This window comes from Castellaniella sp. WN (assembly GCF_054457555.1).
Window position 1 is genome coordinate 996,901 of sequence record NZ_JBTKZC010000001.1, and the last position, 16,718, is coordinate 1,013,618.

General features: G+C 70.9%; 8 protein-coding genes and 1 pseudogene. All 9 read right to left on the reverse strand.

Annotated features, from left to right (window positions below):
* Positions 1-40: 40 nt before the first annotated feature.
* Positions 41-1,642 (reverse strand): ABC-F family ATPase, encoded by a 1,602-nt coding sequence (locus ACTPOE_RS04585; protein WP_458872755.1) that lies wholly within the window; start codon positions 1,640-1,642, stop codon positions 41-43.
* 106 nt (positions 1,643-1,748) lie between these two features.
* On the reverse strand, positions 1,749-2,753 hold the full coding sequence (locus ACTPOE_RS04590) for an LD-carboxypeptidase (RefSeq protein ID WP_458872756.1): 1,005 nt from the start codon (positions 2,751-2,753) through the stop codon (positions 1,749-1,751).
* Between the two features lie 81 nt (positions 2,754-2,834).
* A pseudogene (tadA, locus tag ACTPOE_RS04595) lies at positions 2,835-3,368 on the reverse strand (tRNA adenosine(34) deaminase TadA); the annotation flags it as partial.
* Positions 3,361-4,209 carry an HAD family hydrolase gene (locus tag ACTPOE_RS04600; RefSeq protein ID WP_458871048.1) on the reverse strand — a complete coding sequence of 283 codons (849 nt, stop codon included), beginning with the start codon at positions 4,207-4,209 and terminating at the stop codon, positions 3,361-3,363. The gene ACTPOE_RS04600 and the pseudogene tadA, both read right to left, overlap by 8 nt.
* Entirely contained in the window at positions 4,197-5,807 is a 1,611-nt protein-coding gene (locus ACTPOE_RS04605; RefSeq protein WP_458871049.1) for an NAD(P)H-hydrate dehydratase, read from the reverse strand. Before ACTPOE_RS04605 ends, ACTPOE_RS04600 begins: the two co-directional genes overlap by 13 nt.
* 9 nt (positions 5,808-5,816) lie before the next feature.
* Positions 5,817-7,463, reverse strand: coding sequence for an acyl-CoA synthetase (locus tag ACTPOE_RS04610; RefSeq protein WP_458871050.1), 1,647 nt, complete (start codon positions 7,461-7,463; stop codon positions 5,817-5,819).
* Between the two features lie 149 nt (positions 7,464-7,612).
* Complete coding sequence (gene recD, locus ACTPOE_RS04615; protein ID WP_458871051.1) at positions 7,613-9,598, reverse strand: exodeoxyribonuclease V subunit alpha; 1,986 nt, start codon at positions 9,596-9,598, stop codon at positions 7,613-7,615.
* The gene (recB, locus tag ACTPOE_RS04620; protein WP_458871052.1) at positions 9,591-13,193 is read right to left on the reverse strand and encodes an exodeoxyribonuclease V subunit beta; all 3,603 of its coding nucleotides are present in this window, start codon (positions 13,191-13,193) and stop codon (positions 9,591-9,593) included. Before recB ends, recD begins: the two co-directional genes overlap by 8 nt.
* The gene (gene recC, locus ACTPOE_RS04625) at positions 13,190-16,669 is read right to left on the reverse strand and encodes an exodeoxyribonuclease V subunit gamma (protein WP_458871053.1); all 3,480 of its coding nucleotides are present in this window, start codon (positions 16,667-16,669) and stop codon (positions 13,190-13,192) included. Before recC ends, recB begins: the two co-directional genes overlap by 4 nt.
* Positions 16,670-16,718 lie beyond the last annotated feature (49 nt).

Consider the following 16,718-nt stretch of genomic DNA (forward strand, 5'->3'; position numbering starts at 1 on the left):
TCGGTGCCCGGGCCGCCCGCGGCCGGCGCCCCGCCATGGATCAGGCCTCGATGCCCTGGGACGCGAGGTATTCCTCGTAGGTACCCGGGTAATCGTTGAGGCGGCCGTCGGGCAGGATCTCGATCACCCGCGTCGCCACGCCCGACACGAACTGGCGGTCGTGCGAGACGAACACCAGCGTGCCCTGATACTGTTCCAGCGCGTATTGCAGGGACTCGATGGATTCCATGTCCAGGTGGTTGGTAGGCTCGTCCATCAGCATGACGTTGTGGCGCCCCAGCATCAGGCGGCCGAAGCTCATGCGGTTCTTTTCACCGCCGGACAGCACGCGCACGGCCTTGGTGATCTCGTCGCCCGAGAACAGCAGCCGGCCCAGCACCGAGCGGATCGACTGGTCCTCGTCGCCCGGCTGGCGGTAGTCGGTCATCCAGTCGAACAGATCGCGGTCGGAATCGAACTGGTCGGACACGTCCTGAGCCATGTAGCCGATGTCCGCGTTTTCCGACCAGCGCACCGTGCCCTCGTCGGGCGGCAGATTGCCGGCCAGCAGGCGCAGCAGCGTCGTCTTCCCCACCCCGTTGGCGCCGATGATCGCGACCTTCTGGCCGGCCTCGATCATGGTGGACAGGCTCTTGATGATGGGCCGGTCGTAGGATTTGGACAGGTCCTCGATGTGCGCGGCCTGACGGTGCAGGACCTTGTTGACCTCGAAGCGGATGTAGGGGTTCTGGCGCGAGGACGGCTTGACCTGGACGGTTTCGGACTTGATGCGGTCGATCTGCTTCAGGCGTGACGTGGCCTGACGCGACTTGGACTTGTTGGCGGCGAAACGGCGCACGAAGTCCTGCAGTTCGGTGACGCGTTCCTTGGCGCGCGCATTGGCCGCCACCTGGCGCTCGCGCGCCTGGGTGGACGCCAGCATGTATTCGTCGTAGTTGCCCGGATAGACACGCAGTTCACCATAGTCCAGGTCGGCCATGTGGGTGCAGACTTCGTTCAGGAAGTGGCGGTCGTGGCTGATGATGATCATCGTGCTGTCATAGCCGTTCAGCACGTTTTCCAGCCAGCGGATGGTATTGATGTCCAGGTTGTTGGTGGGCTCGTCCAGCAGCAGCACGTCGGGGTTGGAGAACAGCGCCTGCGCCAGCAGCACGCGCAGTTTCCAGCCCGGGGCGATCTCGCGCATCGGCAGCTGGTGCTGCTCGACGGGGATTTCCAGACCCAGCAGCAGTTCGCCGGCACGGGCCTCGGCCGTGTAGCCATCGTATTCCGCGAACTTGCCTTCCAGTTCGGCGGCGCGCATGTAGTCGTCTTCGGTCGCCTCGGGGTTGGCGTAGATGGCGTCCCGGTCGGCCATCGCCTGCCACATTTCCACGTGCCCCATCATCACCACGTCCAGGACGCGCACGTCCTCGAAGGCGAACTGGTCCTGGCGCAGCTTGCCCAGGCGCACGCCGGGGTCCAGCGCGACGTTGCCCGAAGTCGGCTCCAGGTCGCCGCCGATGATCTTCATCAGGGTGGACTTGCCCGAGCCGTTGGCGCCGATGAGGCCGTAGCGGTTGCCGTCGCCGAACTTGACGCTGACGTTCTCGAACAGGGGCTTGGAGCCGAACTGGATGGTGAGGTTGTTGGTGGAGATCACGGTGGTGGTGGGAAAAAGTGAAGTCAAAACAACCTGCTAGTTTAGCAGGTAGGCCAGTTTCCAGCCCCCCGCCCCGCCCCGGAAATCTTTTGGATCGAGGCGCCGCTCAGTGGCCATGCTCCCGCAGCACCAGATGCGCCATGCCGTCTTCGGTGGCAAGACCCACGCGAGCACCCACCGGCAGGGTCGCCTTGACCTTCACGTGGCCGTAGGGCAGGCCCGTGACCACCGGCACGCGCACGGTCTTGCGCAGCCAGTTCACCACCGCGTCCAGACCGTAGCCATTGTCGTGCGGCGCCAGACGATAGTCGGTGAACTGGCCCAGCACGATGGCGCGCTGCCTTTCCAGCACGCCGGCGTGCCATAGCTGAGTCAGCATGCGCTCGATGCGAAAGGGATGTTCGGAGACATCCTCCAGGAACAGGATGCCGCCCTGGACGTCGGGCAGGTAGGGAGTGCCCACCAGCGAGGCCACCATGGCCAGGTTGCCGCCCCACAGGATGCCACGCGCATCCACCGGATCAGCGTCCGGGGACTCGAAGCTGAGGATCTCCAGTTCGCCCGACAGCGTTTCCTGGAACAGGGCCTGGGTCAGGTCGTCCACCTTCTTGCCGCCGAAGTCGAAGATCGCCGTCGGGCCGGCCAGGCTGACGGCGCCGGTGCGCGCCAGCAGCGCCAGGCTGAAGGCGGTGAAATCGCTCTGGCCGATGAAGGTCTTGCCGCTGTCGGCCACGGCGCGCCAGTCGATGTGCGGCAGCAGGCGGCTCAAGCCGTAGCCGCCCCGGGTCGCCATGACGACCGGGTGCTTCTGCTTCAGGGCGCGCTGGATGGCCGCCAGGCGCTGCTTGTCGGTGCCGGCGAAGCGTTCGTGCACGGCCAGCGCCGTCCGGTCGACGGCCACGCGAAAGCCCATGGCGCGCAGCCGCTGGACCGCCATGCCCAGCACAGCGGGATCGGCCACGGCGCCCGAAGGTGAGATCAGATAGATCCCCGAAGGCTGCTCGTGCACGCCGTGCGCGCCGCAGTCCGGATCGTCGCAGACCAGATGGGTGTGCTCGCCGGCGGCCGGATGGGACTCCGGTCCGGCGGAAACGGGTTTCTGTTTGAGCATGGAAGGATCATCCTGGAAAAGAGAAGAAGCGGCCACGGAGACCACGGAGGGAAATGCGCGCGCCGCCCTGCCCCGCGCCGCGCGGGCGGCCTCGCGCCGGGCGCGAAAGAAGCCGCGCAGCAGATCGCCGCAGGCCTGCGCCCGCACCCCGCCCCTCACCTGGGCATGATGGTTCAGGCGTGGCTGGACGGACAGATCGACCGCGCCGCCGCAGGCACCGGTCTTGGGGTCGGGCGCGCCGTAGACGATGTCGGCCAGCCGCGCGTGGAACATGGCGCCCAGGCACATGGCGCAGGGCTCCAGCGTGACGTACAGACGCGCGCCGGTCAGGCGGTGGTTGTCCAGCCGCCTGGCGGCGGCGCGTAACGCCACGACCTCGGCGTGCGCGGTGGGGTCGCGGTCCAGGATCGTGCGGTTGTGGCCGGCCGCCAGCAGGCGTCCGTCGGCATCCAGCACCACGGCGCCCACGGGGACTTCGCCCAGTTCCGCCGCCTGACGGGCCAGGTCGAGGGCCAGCGCCATCGCGCCGTCGTCGTCCAGTGGACCGGCCGCGACGGCCGACGGACCGATCGCGGAGGCGGATGCGGCTTTCCGGCCGCCGCGCGTCTCAGCCACGATACATCCGCGCGCGCAGCACGATCTTGGAGGCCAGGCTTTCGACTGCGGCCTCCAGCCACTGGTAGAGCTCGGCGTCCTCGCCGAAGCGCGCCTGGTTCAGGTTGGATACCCGCCCGTCCTCGATGAAGCCCCACGCGCGGCTGCGTTTTTCCTTGTGGCGCGGGTCCCAGACGCCGAACGCGACCCCGCCCGAGCGGCGGACCAGAGAAAAGCAGGGAATGTCGGTATAGCCGTCGCCGACGAAGACCATCTGCTCGAAAGGCACGCGCAGCTTGTCTGCGGCGACCTTGCGATTGACCTCGAAGGGTTTGTTGCGCGATTCGGGACCGATGATGCCCTTCTGGATGTGGAACAGGTAGCGGGTCTTGTCGGTGAAACTGACCACGCGGCGCGGGAAAGCGATGGCGTCGTCGGCATCGTAATGGAACTCGGACGCCCAGATGTCGGAAAACCAGCCGGCGATGGGCGTCTCGCGCAGCACGTCGCCGATGCCGCTGGAAATCAGGTAGAACTCCAGATGCACGGTCGGATGCGCGTGGCGCAGCCGCTCCCGCAGGCGCTCGAACAGCGTCGCCACGCCCTCGTGCAGCGGCAGCCGGCGCCCCCAGTCGCGCAGGCGGTCGCGGGTGATGGGGCCGTAGTGTCCGGAACGGGACAATTCCAGCATCCGGTACAGATAGGCGGGGACCGGGTCCCAGTCCTCGCGGTTCAGCAGCGGATCGACCTGCTCGTGCCAGAAGGCCGGCACGTCCACGCCGATCTCCTGAAGGAAACCCGACGTGCTGTCCGGCGCCAGGGTGTCGTCGAAATCGAAGACCAGTGCGATCACGTCCGCCATGTGCATGTTCCCCCGGAATCCCGATCCATGCCCGCCAGGACGGCCAGCGCCCCCGGCAAGGCGCCCGGCAGATCCTCGGCCAGCAACCCCCAGCCCAGCCGGTCGGCCGCCAGGCCATGCAGCCAGACGGCGGCGCAGGCCGCCTCGAAGGCTGACATGCCGGCGGCCAGAAGACCCGCAATGCAGCCTGCCAGCACGTCCCCCGATCCGGCGGTGGCCAGCGTTGGCGGCGCATTGTCGTTGATGACGCAGCGGCCGTCGGGCGCCGCGATCACGGTGTCGGCCCCCTTGAGCACCACCACCGCGCCTCCGCGCCGGGCGGCGGCGCGCGTCCGCCGCAGTTTATCGTCTTCCGCTCCGGATGCGGCATCGTCCCCCGCGCCCTGCGCGGAACCGAAGAGGCGCGCGAATTCGCCTTCGTGGGGCGTCAGCACGCACTGCCCGTGCAGGGCGTCCAGCAGCGCATCCGGTTGGCCGGCGAAGACGCTGAGAGCGTCGGCGTCCAGCACGCTGGGGCGTCCGGCCGCCAGCAGGTCCAGGACCTGCTGGCGGCCCTGCGGCGCGCGGCCCAGCCCCGGGCCGATCAGCAGCGCATTGCGGCGCGGATCCGCCATGGCCCGGGCCAGCGCGCCATCGGGCGGCAGGGCCTCGACCATGATCGAGGTCAGCGCCCCGGCCTGGATCGCCCAGGCGGCTGGCGGCACCGCCAGCGTCACCAGGCCGGCGCCGATGCGCGCGGCCGCCAGGCAGGACAGGCGGCTGGCGCCCAGCATCCGTTCGCCGCCCACGACCAGCGCATGGCCCCGGCGGTATTTGTGGCCATCGGAACGCGGCCAGGGAAATCGATCCGACCAGAGATCGGGGTGGTTGGCGTGGGCCTCGGGAACGATGGACTCCAGCGCGGCGTCGGGCATGCCGATGGGCGCACAGGTCAGCGCGCCGCACAGCGCGCGCCCCGGCAGCAGCAGGTGGCCCGGCTTGCGGCGGCAGAAGGTGACCGTCAGGTCGGCCTGGACGGCGGCTCCCGGACAGCGGCCGCTGGCGCCGTCCAGACCCGTCGGCACGTCGATGGCGCACACCGGTGCGGAGGCGGCGTTGACGGCCAGGATCAGCGCCTGCAGCTCGCCGGCCGGCGCCCGGCTCAGGCCCGCGCCCAGCAGGGCGTCGACGATCAGGCCGGCGCCGTCCAGGCAAGCCGGACCGGCAGGCTCGATCGGCCCGGCCCAGGCCTCGGCCGCCTCGGCCGCGTCCCCGCGCAGGGCGCCGCGCTCGCCCCACAGGGCCACCCGCACCGGCCAGCCGGCATCCCGCAGCAGGCGCGCCGCGACGAAGCCGTCGCCGCCGTTGTTGCCCGGCCCGCACAGCACGCGCACGGGCGTCGGCGTCCAGCGCGCGCGGATCGCCCGGGCCACGGCGGCGCCCGCGGCCGCCATGAGCCGGATGCCGGGCACCCCCGCCGCCGGGGCGGCCCGGTCGGCGGCGCCCATCTGTTCCGGACTCAGCAGGGCGTGCGGCGACAGGCGGGCAGCCCCGCCGGCATACCCGAACCGGCCCGCGGCGGCACCGGTCCGACTCGAAGAGGAATGCCGGATCGACATGCTCCGGCCTCAGGCGGACTGCGCTGCCCGTTGGCGCAACTCGAACTTCTGGATCTTGCCGGTCGATGTCTTGGGCAATTCGCCGAACACGATGTAGCGCGGAACCTTGTAGCCTGCCAGATGCGCCTTGCAGTGAGCCACGATGTCCTCGGCGGTGACCCGGGCGTCGGGCTTGAGCTCGACGAAGGCGCAGGGAGTTTCGCCCCAGCGCTCGTCGGGCCGCGCGACCACGGCGGCCGCCAGCACGGCCGGATGGCGGTAGAGCACGTCCTCGACCTCGATCGAGGAGATGTTCTCCCCGCCCGAGATGATGATGTCCTTGCTGCGGTCCTTGATCTTGATGTAACCATCCGGATACATCACCGCCAGGTCACCGCTGTGGAACCAGCCACCCTCGAAGGCCGCCTGCGTCGCCTGCGGGTTCTTCAGATAGCCCTTCATGCAGATATTGCCCTGAAACATGATCTCGCCCATGGTCTCGCCGTCGGCCGGCACCGGCCGCAGGGTTCCCGGGTCCAGCACCATCGCGGCCTTCTCCAGGTGGTAGCGCACGCCCTGACGGGCGTTGAGCTCGGCCCGCTTGCCGATGTCCAGTTCGTCCCAGGCGGCGTCCTTGGCGCACACCGTGGCCGGCCCGTAGACCTCGGTCAGGCCGTAGACGTGTGTCAGGTCGATGCCCAGGGCCTCCATGCCCTCGATCATCGAGGCCGGAGGGGCGGCGCCCGCCACCATGGCCCGGATGCCGGGCGGGATTATGTCGCGCAGGGCCTGCGGCGCATTGACCAGCATGCTCTGGACAATGGGCGCGCCGCAATAATGGGTGACGCCGTGCTCGCGCATCAGCGCGACCATGGTCGCCGCATCGACCCGCCGCAGGCAGACGTTCACCCCGGCCCGCGCCGCCACGGTCCAGGGGAAGCACCAGCCGTTGCAATGAAACATGGGCAGCGTCCACAGGTAGACCGAGTGTTTGGGCATGTCCCATTCGAGGATGTTCGACACGGCATTGATCGCCGCCCCCCGGTGATGGTAGACCACCCCCTTGGGGTTGCCTGTGGTACCGCTCGTGTAGTTCAGGGAAATCGCGTCCCATTCGTCATCCGGCATCCGCCAGGCGAACTCCGGATCCCCCGAGGCCAGCAGCGCCTCGTAATCCAGCGTGCCGACAGCCTCGCCCGGGCCATCGTACAGAGGATCGTCCACGTCCACCACCAGGATGGGCTCGGCGCGCGTGCGCAGCGCCAGCGCCTCGCGTACGATGCGGGAGAACTCCCGATCGACGAAGATGGCACGCGCCTCGCCATGGTCGAGCATGAAAGCGATGGTGGCGGGATCCAGCCGGGTGTTCAGGGTGTTGAGGACGGCCCCGCTCATGGGGATGCCGAAATGCGCCTCGACCATGGCGGGCACATTCGGCAGCATCACGGCCACCGTGTCCCCCCGGCCGATACCGCGCGCCGCCAGGGCGCCCGCCAGCCGGCGGCAGCGCTGGTGCAGGTCGGCCCAGGTATGGCGGATGACGGCGTCGCCCCCACCGTGCACGACCGCCGTCCGGCCGGGATAGACCTCGGCGGCCCGCTCCAGATAGAGCAGAGGGGTGAGCGGCGCGAAGTTGGCCGGGTTCCGGGGCAGGTCCTGGTCGTATATCGAGGTCATGCGGGTCTCCATCCGTCAATCGGGGGCGTCCCGGCGCGGTCATTGCGCCAGCCCCCGTCGATCCTCATTTTAGCGGGGAGCAACGGCGGCATGCCCGCTTTCGGCACAGGAGTCCTGTTTGAAATCAACGGGCCGGACAGGACGTTTGCTCAGGGATTCCAGATACCGCCCGCGCGCCGGGTCCTGTGCCGCACGGCATGGTCGAGCAAGGCATCCCCTCCCGGCAGCACCAGCGCCAGGACGTGGCGCGCACGGGTCGCGCCGGTATAGAGCAGCTCCCGCGTCAGCAGGGGCGACCTGCGGTCGGGCAGTATCAGCGCCACGCGATCGAATTCCGAACCCTGGGACTTGTGCACAGTCAGGGCGTAGACGGTCTCCACTTCCGGCAGGCGCGCCGGCGAGACCCAGCGCACGGCGTCCCGGGTGGCGCCGGCGAAAGCCACCCGGATCATCCAGGCGCCTTCCCGCGCCGGATCGGGCACGGGGAGGGCCACGCCGATGTCGCCGTTGGCCAGCCCCAGGGCGGCATGATTGCGCAACACCAGCACCGGCCGGCCCGGATACCAGGCCTCGTCGGCCGCCGGGACCCAGCCTTCGGTCCGCAGGCGGGATTCGATGCGCCGGTTCAGTCCCCGCGCACCCCAGGGGCCGTCGCGCAGGGCGCACAGTGCCTGGAAGCGGCCCTGCCGCGCCAGGACGTCGCGGGCCCAGCGATCCCAGGCCGGCGTCGGAGCCTGCCGTTCGGGCCGTCCCTCCCGCACGGCGCGGAACAGCGCGGGATAGCCCGCCTCTTCGTCCAGGACGCCGCTGTCCCGCAACCAGGCATCCCCGGGCGCGGCCGGCGACCCGGCCCGCACCAGGCTCAGGCCGTCCGGCGGATGCCGCAGCAATTCGGCGACGGCCGGGGCATCACCCCGGTTCACGGCGGCGGCGAACCGGCCGATGCCGCTGTCGGCCTGGAAGCGGTGACTGTGGCGCAGCATGACCACGGCTTGGTCCAACTCCGTGCCGTCGGGGTCCTGCCAGGGCCAGGCGGCGGGCACGGCCTCGCCGCAGCATTCGAGCAGGCGGCGGCACTGCGCCGGAGTGTAATGGCCATCCTGGGCGCGTTCGCACAGCTCGCCCAGCACCGCGCCGGCCTCGACCGAGGCCAGCTGGTCCTTGTCGCCCAGCAGCACCAGGCGCGCATGGACGGGCAGCGCGGCCAGCACCGCATCCATCATCTCGATGTCCATCATCGAGGCTTCGTCGACCACCAGCACATCCAGATCCAGCGGATTGGCGGCGTGGAATTTCAGGCGCCGGGTATCGGGCCGGCTGCCCAGAAGCCGATGCAGAGTGAGCACCTCGGATGACACGCACTCGAGCGCGGCGCCCAGTGCCGGATCGGCCGACGCGGCCAGGCGCTCCAGGGCACCGGCGATGGATTCGTTCAGGCGCGCCGCCGCCTTGCCCGTCGGCGCCGCCAGGCGGATGCACAGGCCGCGTTCCAGGCCGCGCGCCCGGGCCAGGCCCTGCAGGACCGCCAGCAGGCGCACGACCGTGGTGGTCTTGCCCGTACCGGGCCCCCCGGTGACGATGCTGAAGCCATGCAACAGGGCCGTGGCGCAGGCGATCTTCTGCCAGTCCGGCGTCTCGGCGGCGGGTTCGGTGAAAACCGCGTCCAGCCAGGCGCGGATATCGGCCGGTTCGCGCGCCTCCGGCGGTTCCAGCGCGAGGCGCCGGCCGATGTCCTCTCGGATGCGCCGCCCGGCTCGCCAGTAGCGGGCCAGGTACAGGCGGCGCCCTTGCAGCACCAGCGGCTCCGGCCCACGGCCGTCGCCCACGAAATCGGCTGCAGCCAGCGCCGCCAGGCAACCGGCCAGACCGCCTTCGACCCAGGCCGGCGGCCCTGCCCGGCCGTCCCCCGCGTCCGCGTCGTCCGCCGGTGCATCGTCATCCGGTTCACACAAGGCCTGCAGATCCAGGCAGGGGTGGCCATGCGCCAACCGGGCGCTGCACAGGACCGCCAGACGCAGGGCCAGTGCGGACGCCCGCGGCGCCTGGAGGGCGAGCAGGCGGCCAAACGCCACGTCCAGGTCGCGCATGCCCTCTTCGGGCTGACCGAACACCAGCCAGCCGGGAAACTCACTCATCGTCCGCCTCCCCGCCTTCGCCGTCGAACAGCGCGTCCAATGCGCCGATCAACTCCGGCTCGGGCCGCAGCGCCACCAGCCCCTGGCCGGGGGCCTCCTGGCCACGCAGGAACAAGTACAGGGCGCCACCCATGTGGCGCCCATAGTCGTAGCCCGCCAGCCGGGCGCGCAGTTGCCGGTGCAGCGCCAGCACATACATCAGCATCTGCGCGTCGTAGCGGGATGCGCGCATGGCCGCCGCCAGCGCCTCGGGAGCGTAGTCGGCCTCGCGCGCGCCCAGGTCGTTGGACTTGTAATCGATCAGGTAATAGCGGCCATCGGCCTGCAGGACCAGATCGATGAAGCCCTTGAACATGCCGTTCAACCGCCCGGCCGCCAGGGCCGGACGGGCGGCGCCGCCGAAGGTTCCCCGGCGCAGCAGGCGGTCCAGGCGCTCGATGTCCACCTGCTGCGCCGGCAGCCAGAACTCCATTTCCGGCAGGCAGGCCTGCAGGCGGTCCAGGCGCAGTACGGGATCGCCCGGCAGGGCCGGCAGCCATTCCGTGCGCGCCAGGCGCAGCAGCCAGCCATGCAGCGCATCGATGTGCGCCTCCCAGCCACGCACCGCGCAGCGGCGCGCAATCAGGTCGCGCGCCTCGTCCAGGTCGCGGAAACCGCGCCGCGCCGCCCACTCCAGCAGACCGTGCAGGAACGTCCCGGCCTCGCTGCCGCGCGGAAAATCCCGCAGGCCCGAATCGATCGGGGCCGGCGCGGCATCCGCCTCCCGGAGCGCCAGCGCGGAATCGGCCTGGCGCCCCTCGCGCAGCACGTCCTCGGCGGCCGTCTCGGGCGCGGCGGCATCAGCCAGGCACAGGGCGGAATAGCTGGAGATCCACCAGGGCTGCCCGACGGCCGGCGCGGCCAGGCGGCGAGCCTCGCCCAACGCCTCGGGGACCTCTTCGGTGGCCGGCGTGAGACCGGCCTCGTCCGCCGGCGCCGCGTCCCAGGCCATCAGGCCGGGATGGGATCGCGCCAGCCCGTCCCAGGCGGTCCGCAGATCCTCGCCCAGCAGGTGGCCGATGCCGCTGCCGGCCTTCAGCGGCCCCAATGCCATCCAGACGGCATGCCGCGCCCGCGTCAGCGCCACGTACAGCTTGCGCACGTCCTCGCCCAGGCGCTCGCCGTCCAGTTGCCGCAGCTGGGCATCGTCCGCTTCCATGACCCATGTCCGGCCTGTTTCCCCGGGCAGCAGGTACGGCCCCCTGCCCGCCTCGACGGGGCGCGCCTTGCAGACGAAGGGCAGGAAGACCAGGGGGTATTCCAGCCCCTTGGACTTGTGCACAGTGACGACCCGCACCAGGCCTTCGTCGCTTTCCAGCCGCAGGCGGCGGCCGTCCTCGCCCTGGGGCGCCAGGCCCTGCCGATGCAGGTACCGCAGCACGGCCTGCTCGCCGTCCAGGTGGGCGGCGGCCTGCTGCAGCAGTTCGGCCAGGTGCAGGAAATCAGTCAGACGCCGCTCGCCCTCGTAGCCGTCGGCCAGCAGGCGGGCCGGCACGTCGAAATCATGCAGCATCCGGCGCAGCATGGGCAGCACCCCGCGCTGCCGCCAGATCTGGCGGTAGCCCTGGAAACGCTCGACCTGGGCGTCCCAGGCGCGTTCGTCCTCCACCAGCCGATCCAGCGCCTGCCAGTCCATGCCCAGCGCCGGGGCGGCCAGGGCCGCGCGCACGGCGCGCTCGTCCTCGGGATGCGCGCAGGCGTCCAGCCACAGCGCGAGTTCCGCCGTCTGCGGCGAGTCGTAGACGGAATCCCGCTCGGACAGGTACACGCTGCGCACCCCGGCCCGGGCCAATGCCTGGCGCACGCCGCGCGCCTCGGCATGGGTATTGACCAGGATGGCGACGTCGGCGGGCCGCACCGGCGTCCACCGGTCCCCGTCGCGCATGCCCGCCGCGCCGCGCCGGCCCAGCGTCAGGGTTTCGGCCACACGCCGGGCACATAGCCACGCGGCTTCCTGCTCGTACCGGGCCGAGGACAGGGGCTTGCCCGGCGTCGCCGGCTCGATCCAGCAGGCGCTCATGGCCGGGGCCGGGCGCTCCAGGACTTCCCAGCGTTCCGGACGACCCCGCGCCTGCACGGGGTGGAAGTCGATGCCCTCCCCCGGCAGGCCGGTGGGAAAGGCCCGGCCGTCCGGCCGGGCGAAGCACCGGTTGACCGCCGCGACCATGGCTTCGGAAGAACGGTAGTTGCGGCCCAGCGTCCGCACCCGCCCCGCGCAGGCCCGGTTCGCCCGCAGGTAAGTATGCACGTCGGCGCCCCGGAAGCCGTAGATGGACTGCTTGGGATCGCCGATGAAGACCAGCGCGGTGTCCCGATCGTCGTCGGCTACCCGGTAGATGCGGTCGAAGATGCGGTACTGCACCGGATCGGTATCCTGGAATTCGTCGATCAGCACCACCGGGAACTGCCGCCGCAGGGTTTGCGTCAGCCGGGCGCCCGACGCGCCTTTCAGGGCGGCGTCCAGATTGCCGAGCAGGCTGTCGAAGCCCAGCAGCGCGGCGCTGGACAGGGCCTGGCGCAGGCGCCGGGCCATCCAGGCCAGAGCATGGCGCAACAGGGGCGCGCGCACGCCGGGCAGCGCGTCCAGATCGGCACGCAGGCGGGCCAGCGCGACGCTGGCGGGATGCTCCGGCGCCGGGCCTTCGCCCCGCCACGTGTCCCGGATACCCCCGGGCGTCAGGCGGTCCCAGCCGGTCTTCAGGTCCGGGGTGTCCTGGTCGGGATCCCGTGCCCAGGTCCGCAGCGCCTGCATCCAGCGGCGCAGGTCCACCGGCCGGATCTTCGTGTCCTTGCCCAGCGAGGCGAGCCAGCCTTCCAGCGCGTCCGCCTCCTCGTCCCAGGACGCCTTGAGGACCGCCAGGCGTTCCCGCCTCAGGGCCAGGTGGCGCGCCAGCACGGCCTCCAGGCTTTCATCAGCGACCTCGGGCAGAGATTCGCGGGTCAGCAGGCCGGACAGGCCCAGCAGGGCATCCGGCCCTGACCAGACGGACAGCGCCTCGGCCAGCGGCTCGGGCGCCAGCGGCGCCACGTGCGCGCGCCAGTAATCCCAGGCCGCCTGGCGGATCTCGGCGCCCAGGTCCGGTTCCAGCCGCTGCTCGAACAGGCTGCCGCTGTCGAAGGCATGTTCCTGCAGGACACGGGCGCACCAGGCATGGATGGTGGAAATGGCGGCCTCGTCCATGGACTGCGCCGCCAGGTCCAGCGTGCGGGCGCAGCCCGCCCACCGCTCGCGCGGCCAATCCCGCCGCAGGGATTCCAGGAACGGATCGGCCTTGTCGTCCTCCGCCGCATCCTGGGCGAACCAAACGGCCGCCTCGGCCAGGCGGCCGCGGATCCGGTCGCGCAATTCCTGGGCGGCGGCCTCGGTGAACGTGAGGACGAGGATCTCGGTGGGCAGGCGCGGATCCTGGCCGCCATGTCCCAGTACCAGGCGAACATACAGCGCGGCGATCGTCCAGGTCTTGCCCGTCCCGGCGCTGGCTTCGATCAGATGGCTGCCCCGCAAAGGGAAGCGCAGCGGATCGACCTGGGGAATCGAATGGCCCGGCGCGTTCATTCCATGGCCTCCGCCGCGGCCGGATACGACCGGATGGCCCGCGCCGCCTCGCTGTACAAGACCCGCGCCCAATGGAAGAAGCCGCCGTCCGCGCACAGGCGCTCGAAATCGGGATAGCAGCGCCGCAGGTACAGATCGTCGGCCACCCGCTTGAGATAGACATCCTCGGCCGCCCGCCAGGCCTTGCCACCGGGTTCCGGGTCCGCGCCCGCCCGCAGCCAGGCGCCCGCCGCGTCGATCTCCACCGGCAGCGCGGCGCACATGCCTTCCCGCCACGCGGCCCACAGGTCCAGCCACTGCCCGGCGGCCTGTTCCGGGTCCAGGGGTCCGAAGGACACACTGCCCTGGGGGCTGACGAGCACGGTCGTCAAGGGCCGGCCATGGGCGTGCGCGGCCAGATGGTCCAGCCAGGCCGGCATCATGGGCGCAATGCGGTAATGCTTGTCGCGCACCAGATGGCTGGCAAGCAGGACGATCCGGCCCCACTCGCCCCGCTCGTCGCGGCGCCAGCCTCCCAACGTATCCTCGAACGCCCAACCGCCATCCAGCACGGCGCTTTCCATGCGAAGGGTCTCATCGGACACTCGCGGCCAATCCCCGCAGGCGCGATAGTAGGGATCGACGGCCGCCTGCACGCTGTCGCGCAGCGTCCGGGCCGCCGCCTCGCCCAGGCTACCGGCGACCAACGCGCCGCGCCGGCGCATGCGCTCCAGGCAGTCCTGGAATGCCGGCCCGACATCGGCCGGATCGGGGGCTCGCCGCAAGGCCTCGAGCAGTTCGGCACGCAGTTGCCATTGCGCCAGGCCGTCCCGGACATAGGGTTCCCCCTCGTCCAGGTCGGGCGCCGGCGCCTCGAAGAACACCTGCAGGCGCTGCTGGAAGAAGGCGCGCACGGGGTGCCGCAGGAACTGACGCAAGACGTCCAGCCGGAACGCGGCGTCCCGGCGCGGCGGCGGCAAGGCGCCCGCCGGCGCGGCGGCGGCCGGCCGGCGGGCGCCGCGCCACTCGGCAGCGTAGGTGAACAGGGAGCCGGGACCGGTCCGCGCCTGGACGGGAAAATAGCGGCTGCTGAACGGCTGCAGCGGATGATGCAGGCTCAGGGCGCGGGACAGGGACTCGGCCCCGCCAGCGGATCGCCAGCCCCGGTCCAGGTGGTCCATGAGCTGGGACACCAGCACGGAGGGTGGTTGCGGCGTGTTGTCGTGGATGCTGTGTCCAACCCAGGAAATGTACAGCTGGTCGCGCGCGGACAGCAGGGCCTCCAGGAACAGGTAGCGATCGTCCTCGCGCCGGGAGCGGTCGCCGGGGCGCGGATGCAGCGCCATCAGGTCGAAATCGGCCGGCACGCGCTGGCGGGGAAAGGCGCCGTCCTGCATGCCCAGCAGGCATACACGCCGGAACGGGATCGCCCGCATGGGCATGAGCGTGGCGAAGGTCACCGCGCCCGCGAAGAAGCGCTGCGACAGGCCGGCCTGATCCAGCCTGCCCAGGCAATGCTCGGCGACGATGGACACCGGCAGGGCCTCGTCCACTCCGGCAGTCTCGCACAGCAATGCCCAGTCCTGCAGGATTTCCCGGAAGCGAGCCAGCGTGTGTTCGTCGGTGTCCGTCACGGGCAGGAAAAAATCGTCAAGCAGCGTCCGCAGGAATGCCACCCACTGCGTGGGCGCGGCGTCCCGGCGCAGCGACCGCCAGTGGCGGTCCAGCGTGTCCAGCAGGCGGGCCAACGCGCCCAGCGCCTGGGCCTGCAGGCCGCCCGTCTCGCCATAGGGCTCGATGCCGCCCCAGGCCGGCGCGTCGGGGCCCGCCGCGTATCCCAGCAGCATGCGCTCCAGGCCGAAGCGCCAGGTATGCCCATGAGCCGCCTCCGGCATCTGCTCCAGGCCGAAAACGCCGCGATGCTCGGCATGCAGCCCCCAGCGTATCTCGGCCTCCCGCGCCCAGGTCTGCAACAGCGGCAGATCTCCGGCCTCGATGCCGAAGCGCGCCCGCAGCGCCGGCACGTCCAGCCATTCCAGGACCTCCTGGATGCCCAGGCGCAGGCGCGGCAGGGACAGCAGCTGTTCCAGCACGATGACCAGCGGGTCGGCCTGGCGCTGCCCACGATCCGCCAGGGCGTAGGGCACGTGGCGCCGATCCCTGGAATCATACTGGCCGAAGACCGCCTGCACGTGAGGCGCGTAGGCCTCGATGTCGGGCACCATCACGATCACGTCGCGCGGCTGCAGGCCGGGATCGGCGGCGAAGGCGGCCAGCAGCTGATCGTGCAGGATCTCGACTTCGCGCTGGGCACTATGGGCAACGTGGAAGCACAGCGAGTCGTCACGCGCCGCGTCCACCGCCGGCCAGCGCTCGCGCGTCTCGGCCAGGGGCCGCAGGTCGCGGATGTCGTCCTGGAGCTGTTCCAGCAGCGTGGCCCCGGGCAGTTCTTCGAAGGCGTCGATGCGCCGATGCAGGGCCTCGAAGGCCTGGCCGTACCGCACCCGGTGCGCCGGATCGTCAATGTCGTCCAGCAGACCGATGAAATCACGCCCCTGGCGCCCCCAGGAGGCCAGCAGCGGATGCGTCTGCTGGTGCAGCGCATCCTCGTCCAGGGCCTCCGGCATGCCCGGCCGGCGCGCCTGGCGCCGAAAGCGCGCCCGCAGCAAGTCGCGATCGCCCAGGATGTCGGCCCAGTAATGAGCGCAGGGATTGTTCACGCAGACCAGGATCTGGACCCAGCGCGACAGGCCGGACAGGGCCTCCAGGGTCTGGCGCGGCATGGCGGAAATGCCGAAGACCAGCAGGCGGCGCGGCAGCCCGGCCGGACGCGGGGCATCACCCGGCGCCCCGACCCGCGCCATGAAGGCCGCGTGCACGGCGGCGCGGCCGACCGGGTCGCGGCCGGATGCGCCCAGGTCGTCCAGCAGGGCGCGCCACAGGCGGGCCTGCCAGGCCTGCGATTCCGGCAGTGGCCGGTCGCGTCCGAACGCATCGGGCAGAGTGGTCTCGCCCCGGCTCCAGGCGTCCAGCCAGTCGGCCCGATAGACCTGGTACTGATCGAACAGGTCCGCCAGCCGGCAGGCCAGCTGATGGCGCTTGCGCACGTCGGCGTCATCGGTCAGGAAGCGCGCCACCGGCTCGAAACCCGGCCGGCCGACCAGCGCCGGCAGCAGGCGCATCAGGCGCCAGGCCAGCGGGTCCTTGTCCAGGGGGGACTGCTCGGGAACCTCGCCGGCGCCCAGCACGGCGCGATACGCCTGCCACATGAAGCGCGAAGGCAGCAGGAAATCCAGCGCGGCGGCGACGCCGCAACCCTGATCGCGCTCGGCCAGCGCCAGGCGCAGCCACTGCGCGATGCCGTTGCTATGCACCAGCAGGCACTCGTTTTCCAGAGGGTCGAGCGGCGAATGGCGCAGCCACGCGACCAGTACCTCGCGCAGCTGTTCCGCCCGATTGCCGTGGACCAGCATCAGCCCCGGAGTGAGTTCCGCCACGCTTCTCCCTTCTCGCCTGTCGTTCCAGGCTAGATGATAAAGGCTTTCC